The 25,965-nt window shown below is 57.5% G+C and carries 30 protein-coding genes; 7 read left to right on the top strand and 23 right to left on the bottom strand.

Annotation, left to right across the window (positions count from 1 at the left end):
• Window positions 1-236: 236 nt before the first annotated feature.
• From CMQ96_RS12840 to CMQ96_RS12785, 12 genes are all read right to left on the bottom strand, one after another.
• Entirely contained in the window at window positions 237-455 is a 219-nt protein-coding gene (locus CMQ96_RS12840; RefSeq protein WP_004139836.1) for an acetyl-CoA carboxylase biotin carboxyl carrier protein subunit, read from the bottom strand.
• Between the two features lie 22 nt (window positions 456-477).
• Window positions 478-1,164: a malonate decarboxylase holo-[acyl-carrier-protein] synthase gene (mdcG, locus tag CMQ96_RS12835; RefSeq protein WP_098066898.1), complete on the bottom strand. Its 687-nt coding sequence runs from the start codon at window positions 1,162-1,164 to the stop codon at window positions 478-480.
• Window positions 1,161-2,264 (bottom strand): hypothetical protein, encoded by a 1,104-nt coding sequence (locus tag CMQ96_RS12830; RefSeq protein ID WP_024358745.1) that lies wholly within the window; start codon window positions 2,262-2,264, stop codon window positions 1,161-1,163. Before CMQ96_RS12830 ends, mdcG begins: the two co-directional genes overlap by 4 nt.
• A gap of 17 nt (window positions 2,265-2,281) precedes the next feature.
• Window positions 2,282-3,163 carry a biotin-independent malonate decarboxylase subunit gamma gene (gene mdcE, locus CMQ96_RS12825; protein ID WP_004139842.1) on the bottom strand — a complete coding sequence of 294 codons (882 nt, stop codon included), beginning with the start codon at window positions 3,161-3,163 and terminating at the stop codon, window positions 2,282-2,284.
• A complete protein-coding gene (locus CMQ96_RS12820) occupies window positions 3,163-4,092 on the bottom strand; it encodes a biotin-independent malonate decarboxylase subunit beta (protein ID WP_049087419.1) in 930 nt (309 codons plus the stop codon). Before CMQ96_RS12820 ends, mdcE begins: the two co-directional genes overlap by 1 nt.
• Window positions 4,085-4,417 (bottom strand): malonate decarboxylase acyl carrier protein, encoded by a 333-nt coding sequence (gene mdcC / locus CMQ96_RS12815; RefSeq protein ID WP_098066897.1) that lies wholly within the window; start codon window positions 4,415-4,417, stop codon window positions 4,085-4,087. Before mdcC ends, CMQ96_RS12820 begins: the two co-directional genes overlap by 8 nt.
• A gap of 11 nt (window positions 4,418-4,428) precedes the next feature.
• Window positions 4,429-6,096, bottom strand: a complete 1,668-nt coding sequence (mdcA, locus tag CMQ96_RS12810; protein WP_098066896.1) for a malonate decarboxylase subunit alpha — start codon at window positions 6,094-6,096, stop codon at window positions 4,429-4,431.
• 12 nt (window positions 6,097-6,108) lie between these two features.
• A complete protein-coding gene (madB, locus tag CMQ96_RS12805; RefSeq protein WP_024358741.1) occupies window positions 6,109-7,317 on the bottom strand; it encodes a Na+-transporting malonate decarboxylase, carboxybiotin decarboxylase subunit in 1,209 nt (402 codons plus the stop codon).
• A gap of 155 nt (window positions 7,318-7,472) precedes the next feature.
• A complete protein-coding gene (locus CMQ96_RS12800) occupies window positions 7,473-8,363 on the bottom strand; it encodes a triphosphoribosyl-dephospho-CoA synthase (protein ID WP_098066895.1) in 891 nt (296 codons plus the stop codon).
• 202 nt (window positions 8,364-8,565) lie between these two features.
• Window positions 8,566-9,573 carry an LLM class flavin-dependent oxidoreductase gene (locus CMQ96_RS12795; RefSeq protein ID WP_004139862.1) on the bottom strand — a complete coding sequence of 336 codons (1,008 nt, stop codon included), beginning with the start codon at window positions 9,571-9,573 and terminating at the stop codon, window positions 8,566-8,568.
• A gap of 143 nt (window positions 9,574-9,716) precedes the next feature.
• Window positions 9,717-10,595: a U32 family peptidase gene (locus tag CMQ96_RS12790; protein WP_024358738.1), complete on the bottom strand. Its 879-nt coding sequence runs from the start codon at window positions 10,593-10,595 to the stop codon at window positions 9,717-9,719.
• Window positions 10,596-10,603: 8 nt separating this feature from the next.
• Complete coding sequence (locus CMQ96_RS12785) at window positions 10,604-11,599, bottom strand: peptidase U32 family protein (protein ID WP_004106058.1); 996 nt, start codon at window positions 11,597-11,599, stop codon at window positions 10,604-10,606.
• A 221-nt stretch (window positions 11,600-11,820) separates the two neighbouring features.
• On the opposite strand from CMQ96_RS12785, the gene CMQ96_RS12780 reads away from it, so the two are divergent.
• Both CMQ96_RS12780 and CMQ96_RS12775 read left to right on the top strand, forming a co-directional pair.
• The gene (locus CMQ96_RS12780; protein WP_004125595.1) at window positions 11,821-12,345 is read left to right on the top strand and encodes an SCP2 domain-containing protein; all 525 of its coding nucleotides are present in this window, start codon (window positions 11,821-11,823) and stop codon (window positions 12,343-12,345) included.
• Window positions 12,339-12,842 carry a GNAT family N-acetyltransferase gene (locus CMQ96_RS12775; protein WP_024358736.1) on the top strand — a complete coding sequence of 168 codons (504 nt, stop codon included), beginning with the start codon at window positions 12,339-12,341 and terminating at the stop codon, window positions 12,840-12,842. The genes CMQ96_RS12780 and CMQ96_RS12775 overlap by 7 nt, the downstream gene beginning before the upstream one ends.
• Here the strand turns inward: CMQ96_RS12775 and CMQ96_RS12770 are convergent.
• Entirely contained in the window at window positions 12,829-13,113 is a 285-nt protein-coding gene (locus tag CMQ96_RS12770) for a GIY-YIG nuclease family protein (protein ID WP_004139877.1), read from the bottom strand. The two genes, CMQ96_RS12775 and CMQ96_RS12770, sit on opposite strands and share 14 nt — an antisense overlap.
• Window positions 13,114-13,168: 55 nt before the next feature.
• Here CMQ96_RS12770 and CMQ96_RS12765 point away from each other — a divergent pair, with 55 nt between their 5' ends.
• Entirely contained in the window at window positions 13,169-13,612 is a 444-nt protein-coding gene (locus CMQ96_RS12765; RefSeq protein ID WP_004139879.1) for a YhbP family protein, read from the top strand.
• On the opposite strand, the gene CMQ96_RS12760 is transcribed toward CMQ96_RS12765, so the two are convergent.
• The gene (locus CMQ96_RS12760) at window positions 13,592-14,110 is read right to left on the bottom strand and encodes a type 1 glutamine amidotransferase domain-containing protein (RefSeq protein ID WP_004139883.1); all 519 of its coding nucleotides are present in this window, start codon (window positions 14,108-14,110) and stop codon (window positions 13,592-13,594) included. The two genes, CMQ96_RS12765 and CMQ96_RS12760, sit on opposite strands and share 21 nt — an antisense overlap.
• A gap of 128 nt (window positions 14,111-14,238) precedes the next feature.
• On the opposite strand from CMQ96_RS12760, the gene CMQ96_RS12755 reads away from it, so the two are divergent.
• Together CMQ96_RS12755 and CMQ96_RS12750 are read left to right on the top strand one after the other, a co-directional pair.
• Window positions 14,239-14,886 (top strand): NAD(P)H-binding protein, encoded by a 648-nt coding sequence (locus CMQ96_RS12755; RefSeq protein WP_024358734.1) that lies wholly within the window; start codon window positions 14,239-14,241, stop codon window positions 14,884-14,886.
• A 72-nt stretch (window positions 14,887-14,958) separates the two neighbouring features.
• Window positions 14,959-15,999: a permease gene (locus CMQ96_RS12750; RefSeq protein ID WP_098066893.1), complete on the top strand. Its 1,041-nt coding sequence runs from the start codon at window positions 14,959-14,961 to the stop codon at window positions 15,997-15,999.
• Between the two features lie 208 nt (window positions 16,000-16,207).
• Here the strand turns inward: CMQ96_RS12750 and dolP are convergent, their stop codons facing one another.
• Genes dolP through CMQ96_RS12730 form a run of 4 tightly spaced genes read right to left on the bottom strand, consistent with a single transcriptional unit; the run spans window position 16,208 to window position 19,831 of the window.
• Window positions 16,208-16,783 carry a division/outer membrane stress-associated lipid-binding lipoprotein gene (gene dolP / locus CMQ96_RS12745; RefSeq protein WP_004125578.1) on the bottom strand — a complete coding sequence of 192 codons (576 nt, stop codon included), beginning with the start codon at window positions 16,781-16,783 and terminating at the stop codon, window positions 16,208-16,210.
• 9 nt (window positions 16,784-16,792) lie between these two features.
• Window positions 16,793-17,383, bottom strand: a complete 591-nt coding sequence (diaA, locus tag CMQ96_RS12740; RefSeq protein WP_002918211.1) for a DnaA initiator-associating protein DiaA — start codon at window positions 17,381-17,383, stop codon at window positions 16,793-16,795.
• A 22-nt stretch (window positions 17,384-17,405) separates the two neighbouring features.
• Entirely contained in the window at window positions 17,406-17,792 is a 387-nt protein-coding gene (locus CMQ96_RS12735; RefSeq protein ID WP_098066892.1) for a YraN family protein, read from the bottom strand.
• Window positions 17,750-19,831, bottom strand: a complete 2,082-nt coding sequence (locus tag CMQ96_RS12730) for a penicillin-binding protein activator (RefSeq protein ID WP_049089722.1) — start codon at window positions 19,829-19,831, stop codon at window positions 17,750-17,752. Before CMQ96_RS12730 ends, CMQ96_RS12735 begins: the two co-directional genes overlap by 43 nt.
• Window positions 19,832-19,894: 63 nt before the next feature.
• On the opposite strand from CMQ96_RS12730, the gene rsmI reads away from it, so the two are divergent.
• Window positions 19,895-20,758 (top strand): 16S rRNA (cytidine(1402)-2'-O)-methyltransferase, encoded by an 864-nt coding sequence (gene rsmI / locus CMQ96_RS12725; protein ID WP_004135868.1) that lies wholly within the window; start codon window positions 19,895-19,897, stop codon window positions 20,756-20,758.
• A gap of 4 nt (window positions 20,759-20,762) precedes the next feature.
• Window positions 20,763-21,764, top strand: a complete 1,002-nt coding sequence (locus CMQ96_RS12720; RefSeq protein ID WP_098066891.1) for a Fic family protein — start codon at window positions 20,763-20,765, stop codon at window positions 21,762-21,764.
• A gap of 64 nt (window positions 21,765-21,828) precedes the next feature.
• Here the strand turns inward: CMQ96_RS12720 and CMQ96_RS12715 are convergent, their stop codons facing one another.
• The 5 genes from CMQ96_RS12715 to gatA all read right to left on the bottom strand — a co-directional run bounded on the left by CMQ96_RS12715 (window position 21,829) and on the right by gatA (window position 25,960).
• Window positions 21,829-22,602, bottom strand: a complete 774-nt coding sequence (locus tag CMQ96_RS12715) for a DeoR/GlpR family DNA-binding transcription regulator (RefSeq protein ID WP_004135871.1) — start codon at window positions 22,600-22,602, stop codon at window positions 21,829-21,831.
• A gap of 110 nt (window positions 22,603-22,712) precedes the next feature.
• The gene (gene gatD / locus CMQ96_RS12710; protein ID WP_049131701.1) at window positions 22,713-23,756 is read right to left on the bottom strand and encodes a galactitol-1-phosphate 5-dehydrogenase; all 1,044 of its coding nucleotides are present in this window, start codon (window positions 23,754-23,756) and stop codon (window positions 22,713-22,715) included.
• 46 nt (window positions 23,757-23,802) lie between these two features.
• Window positions 23,803-25,176, bottom strand: a complete 1,374-nt coding sequence (locus CMQ96_RS12705) for a galactitol-specific PTS transporter subunit IIC (protein WP_024358729.1) — start codon at window positions 25,174-25,176, stop codon at window positions 23,803-23,805.
• A 5-nt stretch (window positions 25,177-25,181) separates the two neighbouring features.
• Window positions 25,182-25,466 (bottom strand): PTS galactitol transporter subunit IIB, encoded by a 285-nt coding sequence (gatB, locus tag CMQ96_RS12700; RefSeq protein WP_004135876.1) that lies wholly within the window; start codon window positions 25,464-25,466, stop codon window positions 25,182-25,184.
• A gap of 26 nt (window positions 25,467-25,492) precedes the next feature.
• Entirely contained in the window at window positions 25,493-25,960 is a 468-nt protein-coding gene (gene gatA, locus CMQ96_RS12695; RefSeq protein WP_004135877.1) for a PTS galactitol transporter subunit IIA, read from the bottom strand.
• Window positions 25,961-25,965 lie beyond the last annotated feature (5 nt).

Below are 25,965 nucleotides of genomic sequence, written 5' to 3'. Positions count from 1 at the left end.
CGAATTACACAACGCGGGTTGATAATGCCCGCGTTGGAGAAATGACAAAAAATTAATCAGCGGCTTTTAGCATAGCGCGTTTTTATTTGCGGACATTCGTAAGAACACAGGTTTGCTCAGTCACTATGATTTATCATATCAGCAAGCAAAATGCTTACTGATATGACATTAACATAGAAATAATCTCACAATAGAATGTCGCATTGTTTTTTTAATTAAATGCGTGTTAACTCACTTTACTCTGCAATAATTTCAAATAACACCATGCCTGGGTTGACGCGGTCTCCGGTATTGAGTGACAGCGTTTTTAATATACCCGTCTCCGGAGAGGCGACCGGCATTTTCATTTTCATGGCTTCGAGCACAATCACCACCTGGCCTTTTTCGATTTTATCCCCGGCAGCGGCTTTTACTTCATCGACCACACCCGGGACTTTTGATTTAACTTCAGACATATTAGATTCCTTTTTGATGTATTTAACAGAGATATGTTCTCATTGCTGCCGTGACCTGCTGTCGCGATCTTAATTGAACATCATCCTCTCCTTTAGCCAGCAGAGTTGCGCTTCCGCTGAACCACTCTTTGATATTGATTGCGTATCCGTCAGCTAAACCAATCTCGCCATCAATACGTAACTGAAATTGCTCTTCGGTATGACGTAAACAGGCCCAGCATGCGTTGAGTTCGCCTGGCGCGGTGGGGATAACGCGAATATCCAGATCCGAGTGGGCATCGCTCCATCGCCACGGCGTGGCCATTTCCAGCCCTACCGAACCCCAGACCCCGAGCTGGAGCCCGGGCCAGCGCCATGCCTGGCGCAAGGCATGAAATGCGCCTATCGCATTAGTGCGCTCTGCAATGGAGAGCGATGCCGTTTGCTCTGGGGTTGAGTAACGTGTTATCGCTGATAACGCCGCTTCAGTGGCCAGACGCACTCGCTGCCCTTGCCAGCGCAGTGGGAAAGAGAACCCAAGCGGAACACTATTCTCACTCCGCAGGCCGCGACGTACGATGCCCGGTAGCGATCCGCTGAGCAGATAATCCCGCGCTTGCTGCCGCAATACGGCAGGAAGGTGGCCGAATTCATCCTCCAGCTGCGCCGCGATTTCATCCAGCGTCGAAGGCTCCAGCCAGCACAGGGTATGTCGTTGCAGGGCGGTCATCGCGCTTTACACCAGGCAGGATCGTTTTTCGCCTGCCGCTGTAAATCCCGCTGGGACTGCAGCAGAGCGTCAAACTGGGCCGTTGCCTGCGGACCGATAATATCGATGGGCGCAACGCCTGCGGTACATTCGCCGGGAACCGCCTTTGGCCAGAGGCGAATATGGGTGGCCGTGGCCTCGGTTATCAGCTGCGTTGACACGTGGCAAACGCGTCCCTTAATACGCAAAATCGTCCGTGCGGTGCGCTCCACGATCTCCCGATGCCGCGCGGTGGTCGCCATGACCACCATGTCGTATTCCGGCGTGGTGCGCTGGCGCTTCCAGGTCTGGATTTTGCCCTGCGGATTGCAGAGATGTCCGCCGGCGGCGACGGGAAAGCTGTCGCCGGTTGGTAAACCGCCAACGATCGCTTCCCGCCAGTCTCCGCCCTGCGGAGCGGGAACCAGCGAAATATCTTCGCGTAGCGGGATGCCATCAAGCGTCAGCCAGCCGAATTCCTGACAGCCATACATATCGTGCAGCGCATAACCCAGAGAAGCCGCCAGCGGAACCAGCGCTTCATCCAGCGGCGTGCCGGCCGTTATCAGCGTCAGCTTTTTCGCTAGCCGGTGCTCAAGGCCCATCTTCAGCGCCTGCTCCAGGGTGGCGCGTAAAAAAGAGGACTCGCCCACCACCGCGTCCGGCGGCTGCCGGCACAGGGCGATCAGCAGCGCGTCCCGGCAGGAGCGGGATAAAAACGACCAGCGAAGGCCGCTCTCATCCAGCGCCTGGCGGGTAAACACGTTGACCAGCGGCGCGTAGGTCACCAGCACCTGCTGCCCTGCGGTTACGCCACATGCCGCCAGCGCGCGCTTTCCGGCGGCGGTGCGCAGCGCCAGTTCATCGTGCGTGACGCCGACGATATTCTGAAACGCGCTGCTGCCGGTGGTGAAGGTGACCAGCGCCAGGTTAAGCGGCGTATGGATCTCTTCAATCACGTGCGCAGCCGTTGGGCCGGCAATGCCTTTGTCCTCCAGCGTCCGGCGCGGCATCTCTTGCAGAGAGGGAATGCCGGGCTGGGCCTCAAGAAGCCATTCAAGCGTGGCGATGGGATCGTTCATCTCACTTTTCCCCTGGATCAGCCGGGCTGATAACGCGCCGCGACGTGCTGATACTCTTCGCGCATCTGCGCCAGAATCACGCCGCGGGCTTTCCTGCCGCCGCGTTCCTCGCCAGAGATGCCGCGCCCCTGCGGACCGGTGGCCTGAATACCCGCAGCCTGTTTCTGCTGGCGTACTTCAGCGATATGTCGAACGATCGCCTCTTTCATCGCCGGGATGGTTTTGATTAACTCTTCCACGCCGCCCAGCTGCCAGAAAAACTCCGGACCTGCCGCAAAGACCGGGTTGCTACGGGAGAGTTCGCTCAGCCGCTCGACGTCCTGACGGGTAATACGCGCGATGCTGCTCAGCGGCATCACGTGGATCATGGTGCCGAATTCCGAGGTCAGACTGAGGATATGGTCGGCCTGCAGTCCGTGGCACAGGAACGCGCCGCTGATGGCGCGGCCAATTACCATGGCGATAATCGGGTGCCCGGCATGGCGCGCTTCGGCCAGCGCCAGCTGGTATGCGCCGGTCGCTTTATTCATGCCGATAATCTCTTCCAGCTTGCCCGGCCCGTTCCCCGGCGTGTCAACAATCAGCACCAGCGGACGCTTCTCGCTCGCAGGTTTGTCTTTATCCATCGCCAGCGTGCGGTAGACCGCCAGCGCCATTTTATAGCCCTCTTCGAGACCGATTATCCCGGCGTAAACCACCGGAAAACGCGGGTTGAAGGTCATGGCGTCGTTGGCGATCACCGTGCAGGTTTCGCCGTTGATCCGCGCGCTGCCGACGACCGCGCCGGGGCCGTAGTCGTCGCAGGGGAGGTTAAGTTGCTCAAGGGCGTTTTCGGCAAAACTGCCTTCATCGACAATCAGGTCGATGGCTGCGCGCCCCTGACCGAGTAAATTTTCCATCATGCTTCCTCCACGGACAGGCGTTGGACATTGCTCAGAAAGGTCTCCAGGCTCATATCAACCAGCGATTGCGGCACTGAATTTCCCGCCGCAGCCCAGACATCGCGCGCGTCGGTTGGCGCAAGTTCGTTGATTTTTTGCGTCAGCGCCATCTGTGCGCGGACTTTCGCCTCGCTGCCGATCCGGCGCATCGCTTCAATCTCAGGCCACGGCAGGTCGGCAATCAGTGAAGCCTGCTGGTGGAAGGCAGCCAGCGAATCGGCAATCAGGTAGTTGCAGTCGCCGACGATATATTTGTGCTTGCCGCCGGTAGTGCGGAACACCAGGGCGCGATCCGAGGCGTCAAATTCGCTACGACCCATCTCCTGCTCAATGACTTCCGGGCCGGTGAGTCCGAGACGGCCCGACTCGCTCATGACGATCAGATCGGTGGCGGCGGCGACAAAGCCCATACCGCCGAAGCAGCCGATCTTGCTGCCGATCAGCGCCACCACAGGTACGCGGCCGCGCAGGATTTGCAGCATATCCATGCACTCGGCGTGCGCCAGCAGCCCGGCGTTGGCCTCGTGCAGGCGCACGCCGCCGGTTTCAAACGAGATGAGCACGATGGGACGGCGGGCCGGATCGTTAGTTTGCGCCGCCAGCTCGTCGGCCAGCATCAGCGCGCCGACCATCTTTGCGCCGCCAACCTCACCAACGGAGCCGCCGATAAAACGTCCTTCCTGCGAGATAACGATGGTCGGATGCTGGCCGAGCAGGCCAATACCGGTCACCACGCCGTCATCAAACTCTACCGCTTCGCCCAGTACCGGCAGATGCGGACTAATCCGTTTCGCCGCCGGACCGATCAGTTCGGTAAACGAGCCTTTATCCACCAACCCTTCGGCGCGAACGCGGGCGCTGGCTTCCAGAAAACGCAGATCACTCATGATGGTTTTCCCCCGGAATTGCCTGTTGTAATGCTTGCTGAAGGCGTAACGCCACCACGGCAGGCGTCGCGTTGTTATCATTGATGCTGACCTGCATATCGCCCAGCGGACCGTTGTCTAAAAAGCGGGTGAGGACGATTTTCCAGATGGCGTCGAACCCGGTGACCGGCGTACAAATGCTGATGTCGATTCCGCCTGCCAGGGCTTTAGGTTCCAGCAACACTTCCAGATCGCCAGAGCCTACGATGCCGCAGTGCACGGTTTGCGGCAGAGACGGACGGTCGCTTTTACCGCTGAAATGATGTGACATTTGATGTAGAGCCATTTGCTATTCCCTTACCAGTTACGGAATCGAGCAGGAGGGTTGTACAGGCCGCCGGACCACTCGACCAAATCGCGAATACTCTTCGCCGCCAGCATCTGGCGGTTGGCGCGGCGTCTGTCGATGCCTAAATCTTCCGGCGTTTGCACAATGCCCACATCGCGTAGTGCTTGCGTTTGCGCCGGGTCGGCGGCGAGGCCGATATCGGTGTAGCCCGCCACGGCGCGAATGGCCGCCATCCGCTGCTCCAGCCCTTCGCAGCGGTGCAGGTGGGCAATACCTTCTTCGGTGAGCACGTGGGTGACGTCATCGGCGTAAACCATTACCGGCGGCAGGGCGAGACCGGCTTTTTCCGCCAGTTCCCAGGCGTCCAGTTTGTCGACGAAGGCGGGCTGGCGCTTCTCGCGGAAGGTCTCCTGCATCTGGACCACCAGGCGTTTGCCGCGCGGCATATCGCCGATTAGCTGCTGCTGAGTCGCATTGAACTCTTCGCCGCATTTGAGCCAGGATTGAGTGACGTGGCGGCGGCCTTTGGCATCGCAGCCCATATTCGGCGCGCCGCCAAAACCGGAAACGCGGCTGGCGGTAGCGGTGCTGCTGTTGCCGTACTTATCGATTTGCAGCGTGCCGCCGATAAACATATCCAGCGCATAGTGTCCGGCGGCCTGGGCGAAGGCGCGGTTTGAGCGCAGAGTGCCGTCCTGGCCGATGTAAAACACATCCGGGCGCTCGGCGACGTATTTTTCCATTCCCAGCTCGCCGCCGAAGCAGTGAACGGACTGGATCCATCCGCTCTCGATCGCCGGGATCAGCGTCGGATGCGGGTTCAGCACCATGTGGGTACACACTTTGCCTTTCAGCCCCAGCTCTTCGCCGTAGGTGGGCAGCAGCAGTTCAATGGCGGCGGTGAAGAAGCCGATGCCGTGGTTAATGCGCTCGACGCCGTATTCGGCGTAGATCCCTTTGAGCGCCATCATCGCCATCAGCACGTGGGTATCGGTGATCAGCGCCGGATCGCGAGTGAACAGGGGTTCAACGTAGAACGGGCGCGGCGCTTCAATAACCGCGTTCACCCAGTCGCCGGGAATATCGACGCGCGGCACTTTATCGACGATCTTGTTCACCTGGGCTATCACGATCCCCTGGCGGAAGTGGGTCGCTTCAGCGATCACCGGCGTGTCTTCGGTGTTAAAGCCGGTGTAGAGGTTGCCGTCTTTGTCGGCGGCAAAGGCGGTGATCAGCGAGACTCGCGGAGTGAGATCGACAAAGTAGCGGCTGAACAGCTCAAGGTAGGTATGGATCGCCCCGAGCTTAATCTTACCCTGCTGAATAAGCTGCGCGAGGCGGCCATCCTGCGGGCCGGCGTAGGCGAAGTCGAGCTTTTCGGCAATGCCCTTCTCGAACAGATCGAGGTGCGTACTGAGCGGCACGGAAGACTGCACCATATGCAGGCCGGAAATTTTTTCCGGGTCCACTTTGCACAGGCATTCGGCGAGAAAGTCCGCCTGCTTCTGGTTGTTGCCCTCAATATTGACGCGATCAAAGCGGCGGATCGCTGCCTCCAGCACCGCGACGGTATCTTTAGCATCAATAATCTTGCCATCGCGGAAATACGGCGCCAGCAGCTTCAGGCGCTGCGCCGTATCATCCTTAAGTTGATGCCAGTTGTGCTCTTTAAGCATGTTTTTACTCCCTTATTTCAGCAGGAATAGCGTGGAGATAAAGACCCCGGTGGCGATGGCCGAAACGATCAGGCCGCTGACGCCAGCGCCCATGGCCAGCGGCAGAATGACGGCGTAGGGGTTTTCATGGCTGACTTCTTTCTGCGCGATTTTGGCGGTGGTCGGCAGGCACGAAACCCCGGCGATGCCAATGGCCGGGTTGTAGCGTCCTTTCGAGATAAGCCAGATAAACCAGCCGCCGAGCAGGGCGCCGATTGCCGAGATAGCCAGCGCGCCAATACCGAGAATCAGAATGATGCCGACTTTCGGGTCAAGAATGGTTTGCGCTTCGCACAGCGTGCCGAGCAGCAGGCCGAGAAACAGCGTCGCGGTATAAGTCAGGGTGGTCTCCAGCAGCTTCTGGAACGGTTCGATCTCCGCTTCTTTAATCGCGATCCCGAGGAAGAATGAGAGGATCAGCGGCGCGGCGACCGGCAACAGCAGGCACAGCAGCAGGCAGGCGCAGATGGTGAAGATGAACTTCGCTTTTTTTGATACGGTGGGATATTCGATATCCACTTCCATCCCGCGGTACTTTTTCGGTACCAGCAGGCGCACCAGATACGGATAGCCGGCGTAGGTCAGGCTCAGATACAGGTAGGCGATAATGGCGATGGGGACAAACAGATTCGGCGCCAGAATCAAGGAGGCGAAGAGCACCATCGGGCCGTCGGCGCCGCCGATGGTCGCAATAGAAGCCGCTTCGTTAGCCGGGAGGCCAAATACTTCTATTCCCAGCAGCAGCGCGGCGAAGGTACCCGCTTCGGCGAACAGCGCAACGATGATGCTGGCCCAGGGGCGGAGCAGAATAAAGCTGATATCGCTCATCGCGCCGATGCCGAAGAAAACGATACAGGCTATCAGGCCGTTACTGAAGGTCAGGTTATAAACCGGCTGCAGGAAGTTTATCTGCATAATGTTAACCAGCTCGGTAGGGTCGCTGATCATCGGGTCGAGAATTAAGGTGCCGGTTTGCCCGCCCGCGAGAAAGAGCACCCCGGCGTTAACGGCAATCATGCCTAAGCCCATCGGCACCATAATCAGCGGTTCGAGGGTGCGGCGAAAACCCATCCACGCCAGGACAAAACCCAGAATAATTAATAATATTCGCGCAATGGCTATTGTGGGATCTTCAATAAAAAAGGTACCAATGCCCGAAAAGAGCTTAATAAAGATATCCATAAAATATATTCCTGATAACGCATAAAAAGAGGCGTATTAGTCGTCGGTAATATTCAGCTTATTCATGACTCTATTAACGCCAACAATGACTCCGACCACGGCAAAAGAAATAACAATCGTCATGGCATAAGTTAATAATGTATATAAATAGATACTCATATCTCTTCCTCGTTAGGGTCCTCTTGCAATTGATGGCAAAGAAAGTACATCGCCAGGGTCAGCGCTAATAAATCTGCCGACCCGCCCGGACTGACCCATTTGTCCACGCACCAGGCATTAAATTCGTTGAGCTCATGTTCTATGCCGGGGTGGCTCATTCCTCCCAGGTTGACCAGGCGCTGCGCGCGCTGTTTCATTTCGTGCAGCGCAGGGGGACCTGCGCGCGAAAGTATCGTCGTATCATCGCAGTGCGCCATTAGCGCGAGCAGCGTATGTACCAGTGCTTCACGCCAGCTAAATCTCAGCGAGAGCGCCTGACGCAGGGCTGGGAGACCAATATGGCAGACCAGCGGAAAGCCCCGTTCGGCCTCGCCGCGCACGCCGGTGATACCAAATTGCAGATACAGTTTTTCACCGTGAGTTTGCGCGGAACGATGGGCGAGCGCGGCGAAATCATTGCGGCAGAGATCGAGGCACAGCCCGGCGACGCACTGGCTTAATGACTCGCTGGAAAGCGGCTGTCTCCGACCTTTTAGCCAGCCGGCGGCGGCGGCCAGAACGGCTCCGGCAAAGAGTATGCCGCGCTGAGTATTTATCTCGCGGGTGGATTGCAGCAGCCTGGATTCGTATTCAATACCGATAAGACGTATTTTGGGAAATAAATCTGCCAGCTCGCCCTGATGATATTCACCGGCCTGCGCGCAAGCATAAAAACAGGGCGCTATGGCAGAGCTACTGGTAATAAAAAGCCATATATCCATATCGTCATGCGCGCCCTGCGAGTGCGGCGTCACCAGGCCGGGTTTCGGCCAGGCGCAAACTTCCATTAATAGCGCTTTTAATAAACACTCACCGATCCTTATTGCATTGGCGGTTGGTTGGCTCATGGCGATTCTCTTTGACGCGTGCATTTATGAAAAGTAAAACAAGAGAGAAAGTAACATCGCTTTTTTTAGAGAACAATTACGCTCGGGGTAACGTAATTACGCTTAACGTAACCAGATGAGGGAAAAGGCGTGAGAAGAATGAGGTGGGTCACAGATTGTCATTCAGGCGGAAAAAAATGCGGCAAAAATGCCGCATTGCTCACTATCCGAGAAGCGCTTCTTTCACCTGCATCGCCAAATCAAATGAATGCAGGCGGGCCTGATGATCGAAGATTTGACCGTTAACCATGATTTCATCGGCCTGGGTTTCCCGCAGGATCGATTCCAGCCCGTGGCGGATTTTGGTTTTATCGCCGACCAGCGACATGCTCAGCGCCTTTTGCACGCCGTACTGCTCTGAAGCGGACCACAGCTGATGCATATTTTGCACCGGCGGCGGCAGCTGCCCGGTTTCGCCGCGGCGCAGTTTGACGAACGCCTGCTGCACGGAGGTAAACAGAAATTCCGCATCTCTGTCGCTGTCGGCGGCAATAATATTGATGCACACCATCGCGTACGGCTTCTCTAACCGTTCTGACGGCTGGAAGTGGGTGCGGTAGAGGTGCAGGGCCTGGAAAAGCATATCCGGGGCGAAGTGCGAGGCAAAGGCGAACGGCAGCCCAAGCTGCGCCGCCAGCTGGGCGCTGTACAGGCTTGAGCCGAGCAGCCAGACCGGGATCTTCTCGCCATAGCCGGGAACCGGGCGCACGTGCGGATTAGGATCGCGGGCGTCGAACCAGTCCACCAGCTCCGCGACATCGCGCGGGAAGTTATCGACATCGCCGCTCATATGGCGACGCAGCGCGCGCATGGTCGGCTGATCGCTGCCCGGCGCGCGGCCAAGGCCGAGATCGATTCGTCCTGGGTACAGCGTATTGAGCGTGCCGAACTGCTCGGCAATCACCAGCGGCGAATGGTTTGGCAGCATCACGCCGCCGGAGCCAAGATGCAGAGTGGTGGTATTCGCGGCAAGGTAGCCAATCAGCACCGAAGTCGCGGCGCTGGCGATACCGACCATATTATGGTGCTCGGCCAGCCAGTAGCGGTGATAGCCGCGCTTTTCCGCCAGCTGCGCCAGGTCTAAAGAGTGGGAGAAGGCTTCCTTTGCGGAAGACCCCTGCGGGATCGGCGCCAGATCGAGCACCGAGAACGAAACAGGTTTGTCAGTCATAAAGGCTCACTTTGCTACAGCATCGTCATCAGATTGAAGGTCTTCTTCCAGCCTGGCGTATCCAGGATACGCCTGCCAGAAAAGCTGCATCTTTAATAGTGCATTAAAAAGCAGCGATAGCCATTAACAAAGTGAGCGGTTAATCAGCTCTGCAATTCCAGTCCGGCCAGCCGTCGCCAGTAGCCGTTGCAGTCGCTGTTCGCCGTCAGCGACAGCGGCGCTGCGCCGTTTTCATTGGCGCGGAAGGCGTCCAGCATCGCAAAGGTCTCGCTGCCCAACGGCGACAGGCGAACCATATCCACCAGCCCGTTCATGGTGTTGAGCTCATTCCCGAGGTTATAGACGTAGCCGCTCATGGTCTGAATGCCGTTGAGGACGAACACCTGCTGGTTCTCCTGTGAGAGCACGTCGCGCCCGTTAGGGTATTTAATGCAGCAGGTTTCACACTCATCTTTTGGCCGGTCTTCCGAGCGGGCGGTAAAGCAGCGGGCGGAGTAAGCCAGCGGCAGGTGGCCGTAGCTGAGCACCTCCACTTCAAACTGATGGCGGATGCCCAGGTCGTCACACTGGGTCAGCAAGTTCGCCAGCCAGTCGCGGGAAAGCTCAACTGGCATACACCAGCGCACCATGCCTTGCTTGAGCAGCAGGCGCAGGGTGACGGCGTTGTAGCAGTTGAGCGCATGGCCGGCGACGAACGGCAGCTTACGTTCCGCGCACAGGTTGACGACCCCGAGATCGCTGGCTTCAATCAGAAACTCGCCGTTATCGACATAGCGTTTAAGTTCGCCCAGCTCAGAGGAGGCCTGCACCAGCGCGAGGGTGGAAAGCACCACCTGTTTACCGCTTCCCGCCAGCGCTTTCGCCATCTCGATCCAGTCGCCGACTTTGGTGGCGCGGCGTTTGCTGCATACCGCTTCGCCGAGGTAAATCGTATCCGCGCTGCAGTTTGCCGCCTGCTGGTAAAAATCTTCCAGCGTCTCTTTTGGCCAGTAATAAAGCACCGGCCCTAATGAATATTTCATTGCTGTTCTCACTGCCATTTACGGTGATAAGCGCCAAGGGTGGTTTGCGTCCCTTCGGACATGGAACCGAGGGTTTCCATCCACGCGGACTGCGGCACGAAGTTTTGCGGATCGGCTTTGCAGCGATCGATCGCCTGACGCCAGACCTTCGCCACCTGGGTGACGTAGGCCGGGCTGCGCTGGCGGCCTTCAATTTTCACCGAGGCAATATTTGCCGCCATCAGTTCCGGCAGCAGCTCCAGGGTGTTCAGGCTGGTGGGCTCTTCCAGCGCGTGGTAGCGCTCGCCGTCGACCAGATAACGCCCCTTGCAGAGGGTGGGATAACCGGCGTTTTCACCATCCCGGTAGCGGTCGATCAACACTTCGTTAAGGCGTGATTCCAGGCCCTGCGGCGTTTGCTGCCAGCGCACGAAGCGCGCCGGCGAACAGGCGCCAACGGTATTCGGCGATTCGCCGGTGAGGTAGGAGGAAAGGTAGCAGCGTCCTTCCGCCATAATGCACAGGCTGCCGAAGGCGAAAACCTCCAGCGGCACAGGCGTGGCGCGCGCCAGCTGTTTGACCTGGTGAATCGACAGCACGCGCGGCAGCACCACGCGGGCGACGTCGAAATTGCGATGATAAAACTTCACCGCCTCTTCGTTGGTGGCCGAAGCCTGAACGGAAACGTGACGCTCAATATGCGGGTAACGCTCGGCGGCGTATTCCAGCATCGCGATATCGGCGAGGATTAGCGCATCGGCGCCCAGCTGCGCCGCCATGTCGACCGCGCGTTGCCAGCGGGCATAACCATCAGGATGGGCGAAGGTGTTGATGGCAATATGCAGTTTGCGACGATGCTGATGCACAAAGCTGACGGCTTCCTGCAGTTTCTTTTCGGTGAAATTAAGGCCGGCAAAGTGGCGGGCGTTGGTGTCATCTTTCAGCCCGATATAGACGGCATCGGCGCCGTTTTCGATGGCCGCCTTAAGCGCCGGAAGGTTACCAGCTGGGCAGAGCAGCTCCATAATTTTTCCTGAAAAACGCGGCCCGTCAGGGACGCTGGATGGTTAATGAGCTGGGATTTTAGTTAACCTTCTGGTGACAATTTTTGATTTGAGGCAGTTAAAAGCGTATTGGCGGAATCAATACCAGCGGCCCGGCATCGTGATTTTGTTGATTTACGCCGCTATGTCGTTTATTTGATATGGCACAATAGAGGAACTATTGCATTCATGGAGTAAAGCTTGTGTTGGATAAACTGCGTTCCAAACTGGTTCACTTTGGCCCGTCGATGATGAGCGTGCCGGTTAAGCTGGCGCCATTTGCCCTCAAGCGCCAGGTGCTGGAACAAGTATTAAGCTGGCAATTTCGCCAGGCGCTGGCGGATGGGGAACTGGATTTTCTCGAGGGGCGCTGGTTAAGTATTCATGTGCGCGACATCGGTCTGCTGTGGTATACCTCGGTGGTTGATGGGCGTCTGGTGGTCAGCCCTGCGGCCGAAGCGGACGTCAGCTTCAGCGCCGACGCCAGCGACCTGCTGATGATTGCGGCGCGTAAGCAGGATCCGGATACGCTGTTCTTCCAGCGTCGTCTGGTTATCGAAGGCGATACCGAGCTGGGACTGTATGTAAAAAACCTGATGGATGCCATTGAGCTGGAGCAGATGCCGAAGGCGCTGCGCATCATGCTGCTGCAGCTGGCGGACTTTGTTGAAGCTGGCCTGAAAGGCCCGCAGAAACCTGAACAGACATCGGTAGGTGAGGCATGCTGATTCGAGTAGAGATTGGGATTGATGCGCCGGGAATCGATGCTTTATTGCGTCGTACCTTTGGCGGCGACGCGGAAGCGCAGCTGGTGCACAGTCTACGTGAAGATGGCCTGATCACGCTGGGCGTGGTGGCGACGGATGACGAAGGTCAGGTCGTAGGCTACGTGGCCTTTAGCCCGGTCGCCGTCGAAGGCGAAGAGCTGCAGTGGGTCGGACTGGCTCCGCTGGCGGTCGATGAAAGCTACCGCGGTCAGGGCATCGGGCGTCAGCTGGTCTATGAAGGGCTTGATTCCCTGAACGAGTTTGGCTATGCCGCCGTCGTGACGCTTGGCGATCCGGCGCTCTATGGCCGTCTGGGCTTTGAACCGGCGGCGCGTTTCGATCTGCGCTGCCGCTGGCCCAATAGCGCCGAGGCTTTCCAGGTTCATCGTCTGGCCGATGACGCGCTGAACGGCGTGAGCGGGCTGGTCGAATATAGCGACCACTTTAATCGCTTCTGAGGCTTTCCAGCAGCGCCTCAAATGAACCGTCCCCGGCAACGAGGCGCTCTTTCTGGCGCTTCGTTAGCTGCTTGATACGATATTCAAGACGCAACGCTAGTGAGCGTTCACCAACTTCCTTGCTAAAGGCCAGTTGAAGCTCTCCTTTGCCACGCAGCGCTTTCGCGCCCCTGCCGTCCTGGTGCTGGCAAAAGCGGCGTGCGACATCGGTGGTAATCCCGGTATAGAGGCGATTATCGGCGGTACGAATCAGATAGAGAAACCAGCACACGGTACAGAGATCGCTATGTTAAGGTGTGAGCACCATAACATACTGGAGAGTAAAGATGGATACGCTCGCTGCTATCAGCCGCTGGCTGGGCAAACAGCACGTCGTCACCTGGTGCGTCGCCCGCGATGACGAGCTATGGTGCGCCAACGCCTTTTACGTCTATGACCCGCAGCAGGTCGCATTTTATCTGCTCAGCGATGAAAAAACGCGCCACGGCCAAATGACCGGGGAAGGCGCCAACGTAGCCGGGACGGTCAACGGGCAGCCGAAAACCGTCGCGCTGATCCGCGGCGTGCAGTTTAAAGGCAAAATTCGCCGCCTGGCCGGGGAAGAAGAGGCGGCGATGCGTAAGCGCTACGTTAGCCGTTTTCCGGTGGCCCGCATGCTATCGGCGCCCGTCTGGGAGATTCGACCCGATGAGATCAAGTTCACCGATAACACGCTGGGCTTTGGTAAAAAGCTGCACTGGCTGCGTGAGTCAGGCGCCGAGCAGGCGTAAGGCTTCACGATTAAACGCCGGCAGGTCGTCCGGGGTTCGGCTGGTCACCAGCTGCTCGTTGTCGATAACCACTTCCTGGTCATAGAATTCGCCGCCGGCGTTTTTCACGTCGATAATGATAGGTTTCACGGCCGTCAGCTTACGCCCGCGAATCACATCGGCGCTAATCAACAGCTGCGGACCGTGGCAGATGGCGAAGACCGGTTTGCCGCTGTTGACAAAATCGCGGGTGAAGGTGACAAAGCGTTCGTCGCCGCGCAGCGAGTCCGGTGAATATCCGCCCGGCAGCAGTAAGGCGTCAAAGTCCGCAGGGCTGACGTCATCAATGGCTTTATCGATAACGACTTCGGCTTCCCCTTTTTTCCCTTTTACCTTCTTCCCCGCCTGTTTTTCAATCGTGACCACCTCGTGGCCGGCAAGACGGTAGGCGTCAGCCGGTGAGGTAAATTCTGAATCTTCAAAGTCGTTGGTAATTAATACGGCTATCTTCTTACTCATTCTTCCTCCAGTGTTTCGGTGTGGAATGAGGCATTTCCCTGATGATGATGGATAATTACCTCGTAGTGTATTAAGCCTGGAACATGAGCCGAGGATCGCAAGGCAGAAAAGTCTGCAAAGGAGTTTCGATGAGTCAGGTACTGTTAACGGGGGCGACCGGGTTAGTTGGCGGTCACTTACTACGAATGCTGCTTAATGCGCCGGCGATTAAATCCATTGCCGCGCCCACGCGTCGGCCGCTGGCCGATATCGCCGGCGTATTTAACCCGCACGATCCGCAGCTTACGGATGCCCTGGCGCAGGTGGTCGATCCGATCGATATCGTTTTCTGCTGCCTGGGAACTACCCGCCGGGAAGCGGGGAGCAAAGAGGCGTTTGTGCATGCCGATTATACGCTGGTCATTGATACCGCGCTGGTGGGGAAAAGGCTGGGCGCGCAGCATATGCTGGTGGTCAGCGCGATGGGGGCGAACGCTCATTCGCCCTTTTTCTACAATCGGGTAAAAGGCGAGATGGAAGAGGCGCTGATTGCGCAGCAGTGGCCGCGGTTGACCATTGCTCGCCCGTCCATGCTGATAGGCGAACGGGAAAAGCAGCGGACCAGTGAGACCCTGTTTGCGCCGCTCTTCCGCCTCCTGCCGGGGAACCTGAAATCGATAGACGCGCGGGACGTAGCGAGCGCACTGCTCGCGGAGTCGCTATCGCCAACACATGAAGGCGTACAGATTCTCTCGTCATCGCAGCTTCGTGAGAGAGCGGCGCGGTCAGGGGATTAATAATTTCCAAAATTTCCCTGAAAGCGTAGTATTCATGGCCTCAATTTAACATGACACTCCCTGGGGAATGCTATGGCTGGTCAGTCTTCATCTCAGGCGGCAGCACCGTTTCAATGGTGGAAGCCCGCGCTCTTTTTTCTCGTTGTTATCGTCGGCCTGTGGTTCGTCAAATGGCAGCCCTACTACGGCAAAGCTTTTACCGCCGCCGAGACGCACAGTATCGGTAAATCTATCCTCGCTAACGCTGACGCGAACCCTTTAGCCGCGGCCTGGGATTACGCGCTGGTCTATTTCCTGGCGGTATGGAAAGCGGCGGTATTAGGCGTGCTGCTGGGATCGCTTATTCAGGTGCTGATCCCGCGTGACTGGCTGCTGCGCACGTTGGGGCAGTCGCGCTTTCGCGGCACGCTGCTGGGGGCCGCGTTCTCTCTGCCGGGGATGATGTGTACCTGCTGCGCCGCGCCGGTGGCGGCGGGCATGCGTAAACAGCAGGTCTCCATGGGCGGCGCGCTGGCATTCTGGCTGGGCAATCCGCTGCTCAACCCGGCGACGCTGGCATTCATGGGCTTTGTGCTGGGCTGGCAGTTCGCGCTGATTCGCCTGCTGGCCGGACTGGCGACCGTACTGGTGGTCGCCACGCTGGTGCAGAAATGGGTGAAAGAAGCGGCGACGCAGCCCGCAGATGTGCCTGAATTGCCGGCGGAAACCGCGCAGGGCGGCTTCTTCAGCCGCTGGCTACGCGCGCTGTGGACGCTGTTCTGGAATACCATCCCGGTTTATATTCTGGCGGTTCTGGTGCTGGGCGCCGCGCGGGTGTGGCTATTCCCTCACGCCGATGGCGTGGTGGATAATACGTTGTTCTGGGTGATTGCCATGGCGATTGCCGGCTGCCTGTTTGTCATACCGACGGCGGCGGAGATCCCGATTGTGCAGACCATGATGCTGGCTGGAATGGGCGTGGCGCCCGCGCTGGCGCTGCTGATTACGCTGCCTGCTGTTAGCGTACCGTCGCTGATTATGCTGCGTAAAGCGTTCCCGGCGAAGGCGCTGTGGCTGACCGGCGGACTGGTGGCGCTGTGCGGCGCGGTAGCAGGCGGGTTGGCTTTAATCTGATATTTTCCCGGGTTGCGGCGTAAACGCCTTACCCAGGCTACGGGTTCGCCGTCGGCTGTGGGCCGGTAGCCCGGACAGGCGAGCAGCGCCGCCTCCGGGATAAAGGGGCAGAGGGCGGCGTCAGCTAAAAGAGTTGCGGGATCTACAAATGCAGACCGCGTGGCTTTGTCGCCCGGCTCAGCGTAGCGCAAGCCGGGAGGCAGAACGCTTACTTGATATAGGTAAAGGCGGTGGTCACGCGAGACACGCCGCTCACCCGGCTGGCGATATCCGCCGCCGCGCGTCCTTCACGGTCGGTGACCAGACCCATCAGGAACACTTCGCCGTTTTCGGTTGTCACCTTCACGTTGGAGGATTTCACCTGGTCGGTACCCAGCAGCTGAGAGCGGACTTTGGTGGTGATCCAGGTATCCGAAGACGCGGTGCCTAAGCCGATCGGCTGGCCCTGACGCACTTCGTTAAACACTTCCGTTGTCCCTTCTACGCCCATAGCGATTTGCTTCGCGCGCGCGGAGAGATCGGAGGTTGGAGACTGCCCGGTCAGCAGGACTTTACCCTGGTAGGCGGTCACGTTGATACGGGCCTGTTTCTTGATTTGTTCATCTTTCGACAGCGCGCTGTTGACGCGCAGCTCCAGCGTGCTGTCGTCCACCTGAGTACCTACCGTACGCGGGTCCGTCGCGGCTTTAGTGCCGACTGCTGCCGTTCCGACTACCGCGGCAGCAACGCATCCCTGAAGCAGTAGCGCAGACAGCAGAATGGCGAGGGGCGAGAGAGCCTTCATGTGTTCTCCTTAATCGTCCTGGTGTGGAAAAAGCGTGTTATCGATCAAATCGCACAGACAGTTGACGGTGAGCATGTGCATTTCCTGAATTCGCGCGCTGCGATGTGAGGGAATGCGGATTTCGACGTCCTGCTGCCCTAACAGACCAGCCAGTTCACCGCCGTCATAACCGGTTAACGCCACGATAGTCATATCGCGGGTGACCGCCGCTTCCACGGCTTTCACAATGTCCCGGCTGTTGCCGCGCGTAGAAATCGCCAGCAGCACGTCGCCGGCGTGTCCCAACGCACGCACCTGCTTAGCATAGATTTCGTCATGCAGGCGATCGTTGGCAATTGCGGTTAAGACCACATTATCGGTATTTAGTGCAATGGCGGGTAAACCAGGACGCTCTGTTTCAAAACGATTAATCATACTGGCAGCAAAATGCTGTGCGTTGGCGGCGGAAGTGCCATTACCACAACAGAGGATTTTGTTGCCGTTCAGCAGCGACTGAACGAGCGTCATCGCCGCACGGGAGATGGCGTCCGGGAGTGCTTCCGCTGCTGCAATTTGGGTTTGAATGCTTTCGGTGAAGCAGGCTTTGATTCTGTCGAGCACGGGATCCCTTAATTCATTTACGCTATTCGCCAAAGGCGTTTTTTAGCCACTGGATGTCGTTTCCGGTGAAGGCTACCACATCGAAACGGCAATCCACAGTCTCAAAGCTCCCATTCTGTCGGCAGAGCCACAGACGCGCGGCTTTGAGCAGTCGTTGTTGCTTTTGCGGCGTGACGCTGGAGGCGGCATCGCCGTAGTTTGCGCTGCGACGATAGCGCACTTCGACAAACACGGTAACGCTGCCGTCGCACATAATGAGGTCAATCTCGCCGCCGCGCTCGCGGACGTTGGCGGCGATAAAATGCAGACCCTGGCTCTCCAGCCAGCGGCGCGCCTGGATTTCCCAGGCGTCGCCGGTCTGTTTACTTAGTTGGCCGCGACGATTTGCCCACCCTGGTATTTGAGCCATGACAGTTTCCTGTTGATCACGCAATCCTGCGTGGCCGTAAGATCGCCGGTATTGCCGTTCAGCTCAAAGCCGGGAACCTGGCGCATCTGCGAGAAATGGTTGGCCAGTGACCAGGCGTCGGCGCCCATGGCGTACAGACGCGCCAGCGAGTAATCGTTACGAACGGCCGCCAGCGCCTGCTGCTGCAGGGCAGGGTTACTTCCCGCCAGCATCGGGATCTCGCTATATTGCAGGCCTTCCATCTCCAGGCGGAAGTCCGGGCCGGAAGTCCCCTGGGCGCTGCGGGAGCTGGCGTACAACGTCACACCGCTCTGGCTACCGTTACGCAGGGCGATCATCGGCTTGATGTAGGCAATTTGTTCTGGCGTGGCCAGGATATACGCGGCGTCGACGCCGCCGGTGCTGCTGACCGGCACATCGCTCGGGCTGCCCAGGGCGCTGTCCTGACCTGACGGCAGGGTTGAGACCGGCGTACCGCTTAATGAAATACCGCTGTTAACGCTGCCGCGCAGCTCGGCGGTGGAGCCCAGGCGCTGTTGCAGCACCGTACCGCCACCCAGCTTCAGCCACTCGTTGGCGAAGGCGGTAACTACCCGATCGCCCAGCGCGCCGCGCGGCACCAGCAGCAGCGGAGTCTGTTTACCCTGATCGTGTATGTGGTGCGCCGCGTCGCGAGCTTCGTCTTCCGGAGAGAGGGCGAAATAGCAGATATTGGCCCGGCTTTCGATTTTCTCCGGCTGGTTGAGCGCCAGCACGTTCAGCGAGGTATTGCTCTTGATGACTTGTTCGACGTTATCTTTCAGCAGCGGGCCGACGACGATGGTTGCGCCGTCCTGCTGCACCTGGGCCAGCAGCTGGCTCATTGGCTGAGTGGTCGTGTCGTAGATTTTCAGTTCTGCCGAAGGGTTGGCTGGCGTTGCGGCGACCGCCTGAGCCTGTGGCGCTTCCGCCGGCTGGCTGGTGGCCTCCGGCGTCGGGGCTTGTACTGCCGCCGGCGCGGTGACCGGCGCCGCGGGTTGCGCCTGGTCGGCCGCTGGCGCCTGTACCGGGGTCTGGACGTTATTGGTCGTCGTCAGATCGGTGACCTCCGCCTGCGATGGGCTGACCACCGCGCTTTCGGCAACATTCGCCGCCTGGGCGACCTGGGCGGGCACCGCGCTTCCTGCAACGGCAGGCGCGCCGTTCTTCGCCGCTTCAAAGCCCTGCTGGATGGTGCGGCCAAAAATCGCCGCCTGGCCGTTTAACGGCAGCAGCAGGGCGATTTTATTGGTCGATGCGGCCTGGTAGTTCTGCATATTCACTAACTGCGTCGGCAGCATTTTCGCCCCCGGGTTTTGCGGGTAGCGGGTCTGCCAGTCTTTCACCCCCGCCTTGAGCATCGTCGGGTCGTTGCGGTTATCAAACCACATGCGCTGCAGATCCAGCCAGCCCTGCAGGACGTTCTCGTCGGCGTTAATGACCAGCGCGTTGGCCTGATCTTTGGTCATGGCGGTGAGCGCTTTCCAGGTCGCGTCGATGTTTTTCTGCTTTTGCGCAGGCAGGCTTAACAGCGGCTGCTGGGCAATCAGGGCCCGCAGCAGGTTCAGCGAGGGTTGACCCTGGCTGGCGTCAATTTGCGCCTGCCAGTAGCGGGGCTGCTGATTCTGCTCAAGGCTTGCCGGGTCGAGCTTGCTGAGCAGCGTCTGCGCGCCCTGGAAATCGTTCTGCGCCAGCTTCACTTCAACCGCCAGCAGCGACCTTTCGCGACTTTGCGCGGCGTTGAGGTTAGACGGCAGCTGATTGAACAGATCGACCGCCTGCGGTTTCTTACCTTCCTTCAGCAGTGCACGAATGGCGAGTAATTGCCAGTTGGTCTTGCTATCATTCGCGCTTTGCTGCATCTGTTGCAGATAGTAACTGGAGTCTGCCTGGGCCGTACCCTGCAAATACGCCGTGCTTTGGTCCGGGGTATGGGTACCGCAGCCGGCAAAGATCAGAGCGGCCAGCAGTACGGGCAGACAACGCACGGGTTTAGAACGAAGAAATGTTGACGGTACCATATGTGTCCAGTGATATTTTTTTGGCTCAATGCTCAATATTAATTCGGCAATACGGACGAGACAATGAAACAACACGAATCAGCAGATAATTCTCAGGGACAGCTCTTTATTGTGCCCACTCCGATAGGGAATCTGTCTGATATCACGCAGCGCGCGCTGGAAGTGCTGCAAGCCGTTGATTTAGTTGCGGCGGAAGATACCCGCCATACCGGTTTGCTGCTGCAGCATTTTGCGATCAATGCCCGTTTATTCGCGCTTCACGACCACAACGAGCAGCAAAAGGCGGAAACGCTGGTCGCGAAGCTTAAAGCGGGGCAAAACATCGCGCTGGTTTCCGACGCCGGAACGCCGCTGATTAACGACCCCGGCTATCATCTGGTGCGCACCTGCCGCGAGGCCAATATCCGCGTGGTGCCGCTGCCCGGACCCTGTGCGGCGATTGCGGCGCTGAGCGCAGCCGGCCTGCCTTCGGATCGTTTTTGCTATGAAGGCTTTTTACCCGCCAAATCCAAAGGCCGTCGCGATACGCTGAAGGCGCTGGAAGAAGAGCCGCGGACGATTATTTTTTATGAATCCACCCACCGCCTGCTGGAAAGCCTGGAAGATATTTGTACCGTGCTGGGCGAGTCCCGCTACGTGGTGCTGGCGCGCGAGCTGACCAAAACCTGGGAATCGATTCACGGGGCGCCGATCGGCGAGCTGCTGGCGTGGGTGAAAGAGGACGAAAATCGCCGTAAAGGCGAGATGGTGCTGATCGTAGAAGGTTTTAAAGCGCAGGAAGAGGCGCTGCCGGCGGTAGCGCTGCGTACGCTGGCCCTGCTGCAGGCCGAGCTGCCGCTGAAAAAAGCCGCCGCGCTGGCCGCGGAAATCCACGGTGTGAAGAAAAATGCGCTGTATAAGTATGCCCTGGAGCAGCAGGGAGACTAACCTCATGAGTCATTACCAGCCGCCGTTTAGCATTACTCCTGCCATTCTCAATCTGGTTGTTGAGATTGGTGAGCTGTTAGGGCACTGGTCGGCTCAAACGGGACGAGCCTCCCCCCTTCTGCGAAAAGAGAATCGTATTCGTACGATTCAGGCGTCGCTGGCGATAGAGCATAACAGCCTGAGTACCGATCAGGTCACTGCGCTAGTGGAGGGTAAACGTGTTCTTGCGCCAGCAAAAGATATTCAGGAAGTGAGAAACGCTATTCTGGCATATGAAAAAATGCCTGCATGGAAAAGCCACCGGTTAACCGATCTTTTGACCGCCCACCGGACGCTGATGATAGGGCTGGTTGATAACCCTGGCCAGCTGCGTGACGGAGATGTAGGGATCTACCGGGATACCCGACTGGTTCATATGGCTCCCCCCGCCTCTCAGGTCGAGCGTTTGATAAACGAGTTGCTGCTATGGCTGAAAGTCACTGACATTCATCCGCTTATCGCTGGAGCTGTCTTCCACTACGAATTTGAGTTTATCCATCCATTTGCCGATGGTAATGGCCGAATGGGACGCCTGTGGCAAACCTTAATTCTTAGCCAGTGGCGCGCGGAGCTTGCCTGGCTACCAGTTGAAACGCTGATGCATTATCAGCAGGAGCGCTATTACCAGGTTTTAGGGATGTGTGATAGCCAGAGTGACAGCACGCCGTTTATTGAATTTATGCTGGAAAATATGGTTATCGCGTTGAAAGATGGCATGGGACAAACCGCTTCTCTGTCGGAAGAAATGTCGGAAAAAATGTCGGAAGAAAAAGTGGAAATGCTGGCTGCCGTTGAGGAACGGATCCTCAAGCTTTTGTCCAAAGAACCCACGCGTACCGCGAAAGACCTGGCTCAGGAAATGGATGTTTCTGCCAGAACCGTTGAGCGGTATCTGAAGACGCTGCAGCAAAAGGGAAGATTACAGCGGACCGGCGCAAAAAAAAGGGGAGCCTGGCGCATTCTTTAGCGGGTTATCAGCGTACAAAACGTGATGGTCAATAGGGCAGATGTCACCGCATCTGCCTTATTTTCTATACGATGTGTAACTCAATCCGGGTACTTTTTAATGCCTTCCGATACTCATCGTTTATTCCGCTGTCGGTAATGACGCAGTTTATTTTCTCCATCGGCAGAACCTGGTTGAACCCGCGACGATTAAATTTGCTGGCATCCAGCACTGCTACCACCTTATGCGCCGCGGCGGCCATGACGCCGCTGATGGAGTAGCCTTCGTTGAAGGTCGTGATGCCGTTGGTGGTGTCGATACCGTCCGCGCCGACGAACATCAAATCGGCACTGATACCCTGAAGCGAGCGTTCAGCGATGGTGCCGTGCATCGAGTGCGTTTTATGGCGCACGGTGCCACCGCACACGACCAGCGTGATATCTTTGTTTTCTGATAGCGTAAACGCCGCGGGCAGACTGTTGGTAATTACCGTAATATTGGTCATACGTACCAGCGCCTCGGCAATCAGCAGAGTAGTGCTGCCGCTATCCAGGATCACCGTCATGCCTTCGCTAATCATCGCTACCGCCGCCTGAGCGATCCGCTTTTTCGGATCGCTGGCCAGCTGATAACGGTCTTCAAGTACCACTTCCAGATTATCTCCTTCGGTCAAATTACTGCCAGGCCTCGCGGCGCCGCCATGAAAGCGGGTGAGTAACCCCTTTTCCTCCAGCAAACGGAGATCGGCCCGAATAGTCACTTCGGAGATGCCAAAGAGATTCGAAAGGTCCAGTACCAATACGCTACCCTGCGCATTAACCATTTCGACGATTTTGTTCCTTCGCTCAAATGAGTTCATATTAATTTGCCTGATAATTAACTGATCTTAGTGTAATCGAAGGGTAATGAAAGTTGAACGATAATTTTCGAAAGGTTATGTGAGCCAGCTCTGATTGCTGGCTCAGTCGATCAGGAAAGTTTTAGCAGAATTTTCCCCTGCATCGGCGCGCCGTTCAGCGCCTGAACTTCGCGGGCAAAGCTTTCTGCATTGCCGATATGGGCGATAAGCGGAGCAAGCTGAATGCGTTTTTCCGTCAGCAGGCGAACCGCCGTTTGCCACTCTTCTCCCGGCCACGGACCTGAGTAGTTCATCCAACTGCCGACGATAGTCAGCTCTTTACGCAGAATCTGGCCAAAGGTGGCGGAGAGCAGCGTCAAATCGTGGTGCAGTGTGCCCACCAGCGCCAGCTGCGCTCGCGGTCCGGCGACCTCAATACCCAGCGCCACGGTTTGCGGCGTACCGGCGGTTTCCAGCACCAATTGGTCGAACTGAATCTCTTCCAGCGCCGTTTGAATCTCTTTGCTGCTCATCTCTTTGCTGTTAAAGACGTACGTTGCGCCGAGCGTTTTTGCCAGCGCCAGCCTCTGCGGATTGATATCGATTGCCGTAATGCTTTTGGCGCCCAGTTCGCGGGCGCACTGCAGCGCCAGCAGGCCAATCGTGCCTGCGCCAATAATAATGACGTTTTTTCCTTCGCAGCCCTGAGCCAGATGGAAGGCGTGCAGGCCGACGGTTATCGGTTCAATAAACGCGCCGTCATCAATCGGCATCCGATCCGGCAGACGGAACAGGTTGGCGCGCTTAACCACCACATACTCCGCATTGCCGCCTTCGCTACGCGAACCGACAAACTGGTACTGCTTGCAAAGAGAGAAATATTCACGCTGGCACTGCGGGCAGTTAAAGCAGGGAAGCAGAGGCACGCAGGCCACTGCGTCGCCAGGCTGCAGATCGGTCACCGCGGAGCCGTAAGATTCAACGTAACCGCTGAACTCATGACCCAGGGTGATGGGGTAGTAGTGTGCGCCTTTGGCGAAGATGCGCGGAATATCAGAACCGCACAATCCGGAGCTGACGACTTTGACCAGGACATCGTTTTCCGTTTGCAGAGTCGGTATCGGGCGTTCTTCAACACGCACTGTCCCCTCAGCATGGATTACCACTGATTGCATATAATTCTCCAGAAATGTCCGGGGGAGCGGATGCTCCCCCTTGAGGTTAAGAAATGCTTGGGCTTTGTTGCGCGGTGGCCGCTTTCTCTGCGGCGGCAAAGTTGCGAGCCCGGCGCCACGTCAGCAGCACGCCGGCAACATAGATGACACCGATAACCGCAAAACCCACCACGTTTTGCCAGGTGAAGAGCTGAATGAGTAGCCAGGTAATCGGCGAACCGCCCTGGTCCATGGAGGCCACAAGGCCTCCCGCCTTCAGAGCGCCAGCGTTAGCCGCCAGTTGGGTATGCAGGCCGATGGTTTGCGTCGCAATCCATAGCGTGATCCCCATCAGGATGATCCCGGAAATTAGCGTACGGAACAGGTTCCCCTGGTGCACTGCAACCGCCATGGCGACGAAGAATCCAATGGTTGCGAGGTCGCCGAACGGCAGGACCTGGTTGCCTGGCACCACGACCGCGATCAGAATACTGAGCGGAATAAAGATCAGACTGGCGGACACGACCGAGGTATGGCCAAGCAGCAGCGCAGGATCGAGGCCAATCAGGAAATCCTGGCCGCCGAATTTTGCCTGAAGGCGTTTACGCGCCTGTTTGGCAATCGGGTTCAGGCCGTCCATGATAGGTTTGATAACGCGCGGCATCAGCAGCATTACGGCGGCGGTTTTCACCGCCAGCTGGAGGATACCCTTCAGGTCGTAGCCCGCCAGCGCGCCGATGACCAGACCCATCACGAAACCAACGGTGACCGGCTCGCCGAACGGGCCGAAGCGCTTCTGGATATCGTCAGCGCTGAAGTGAATGCGGTTCAGGCCGGGGATTTTCTCAATAATCGTATCGACCAGCACGGCTATTGGCCCTAGATACGCCGAGCTACCGTGCGGAATAGCGATACCCTCAAGGCCGAAAAAGTCGCGGGTATCCTTCGCAAACCAGTCGCCGAGCTTGTAGACGAAAGCCGCATGTACCACCACGCCGAGAATACCGATCCAGTAAGAGCCGGTGGCGATATGCAGCATTGCGCCGGTAAAGGTCATATGCCAAATGTTCCAGATATCGACGTTCACAACGCGAGTCATCCGGGTCACCAGCATGAAGATGTTGACTGCGATAGCGATAGGAATCGCCACCAGTGCGATTTGCGATGCCCAGGTCATCGGCGACGACCCTGGCCAACCAATATCAATCACGTGCAGGTTAATCTGGAAATGCTCCGCCATCGCTTTCGCCGCCGGGCCGATAGAGTCGAGCATCAGGCCGATGACCAGGCCGATACCGACGAAACCAATCCCGATATGAAGGCCTGATTTAAAACAGTCCCCGAGCTTCATCCCCAGTATTTTGGAGAAGATGATGATCACGATCGGCAGCATCACCGTTGGACCAAGATCGAGGATATAACGCATGATTTCGCTAAACATGAGCGTTACTCCGTCAGGATGTTCAGGATTTTTTGCTGCAGCTCTTCAATACCTACGCCGGATATGAAAGGCATACCGTGAACCACTGGAATATCGCCAAAGGTTCTGTCGACCCGGGCGGTGGTGCAGATGAGGTGCGCGCCGTCCATGTAGGTTTCGATTTCATTCACCCGACACTGCACCAGGTCCAGTTCAATGCTATGGTCCGTGCACAGATCTTTGATCTCTTCTGCGGCCATGGTCGAGGTGGCGACAGCGCCTCCACAGGCGACAATTACTTTACGTTTCATAGGGTACCCCTTTTATTATCAGTCTGTTATAAAGCCTGAACGCTGGGTTCTGACTCAAGGATAGAGTGCCGAAACAGCTCGGGCAGCTGCTCTTGCGAGGCAGCCAATAATGCTTCAAGCGTGGTCGGATTCTGTAGCTCACTAAATAACCGGCGCAGCAGCTGCAGCTGTGCGGTCGGATTTTCTACAATCAGCGCGATGATTAACGAAACGTCGATTTCTCCGTCGTCGTCAGCGCGTTGAAAAGGGACCGGATTGTCCGGGCGAATCAGATAGATAGCCGGAGACTTTGCATGAACTGCCTCGCAGTGGGGAATAGCGACCGCGTGCTGCTCCAGCGCAATGCCGGTTGGGAAAGTTGCTTCTCGTTCGAGCAGCGCCAGTGGGTAGCTATCGTGCACGACGCCGCGCGCCAGCATCTCTTCGCCAATATGCTCCAACGCCTGCTGGCTGGAGCTAAAATGAATGCCGGTACGAACAAACAATTGACTCATAAATC

Origin of the sequence: Klebsiella sp. MBT K-1 (assembly GCF_002556465.1) — a bacterium.
Taxonomy (GTDB): Bacteria; Pseudomonadota; Gammaproteobacteria; order Enterobacterales; family Enterobacteriaceae; genus Klebsiella; species Klebsiella grimontii.
Note: the sequence above shows the minus strand (reverse complement) of the source record. Positions and strands in the feature narration are given on the sequence as shown.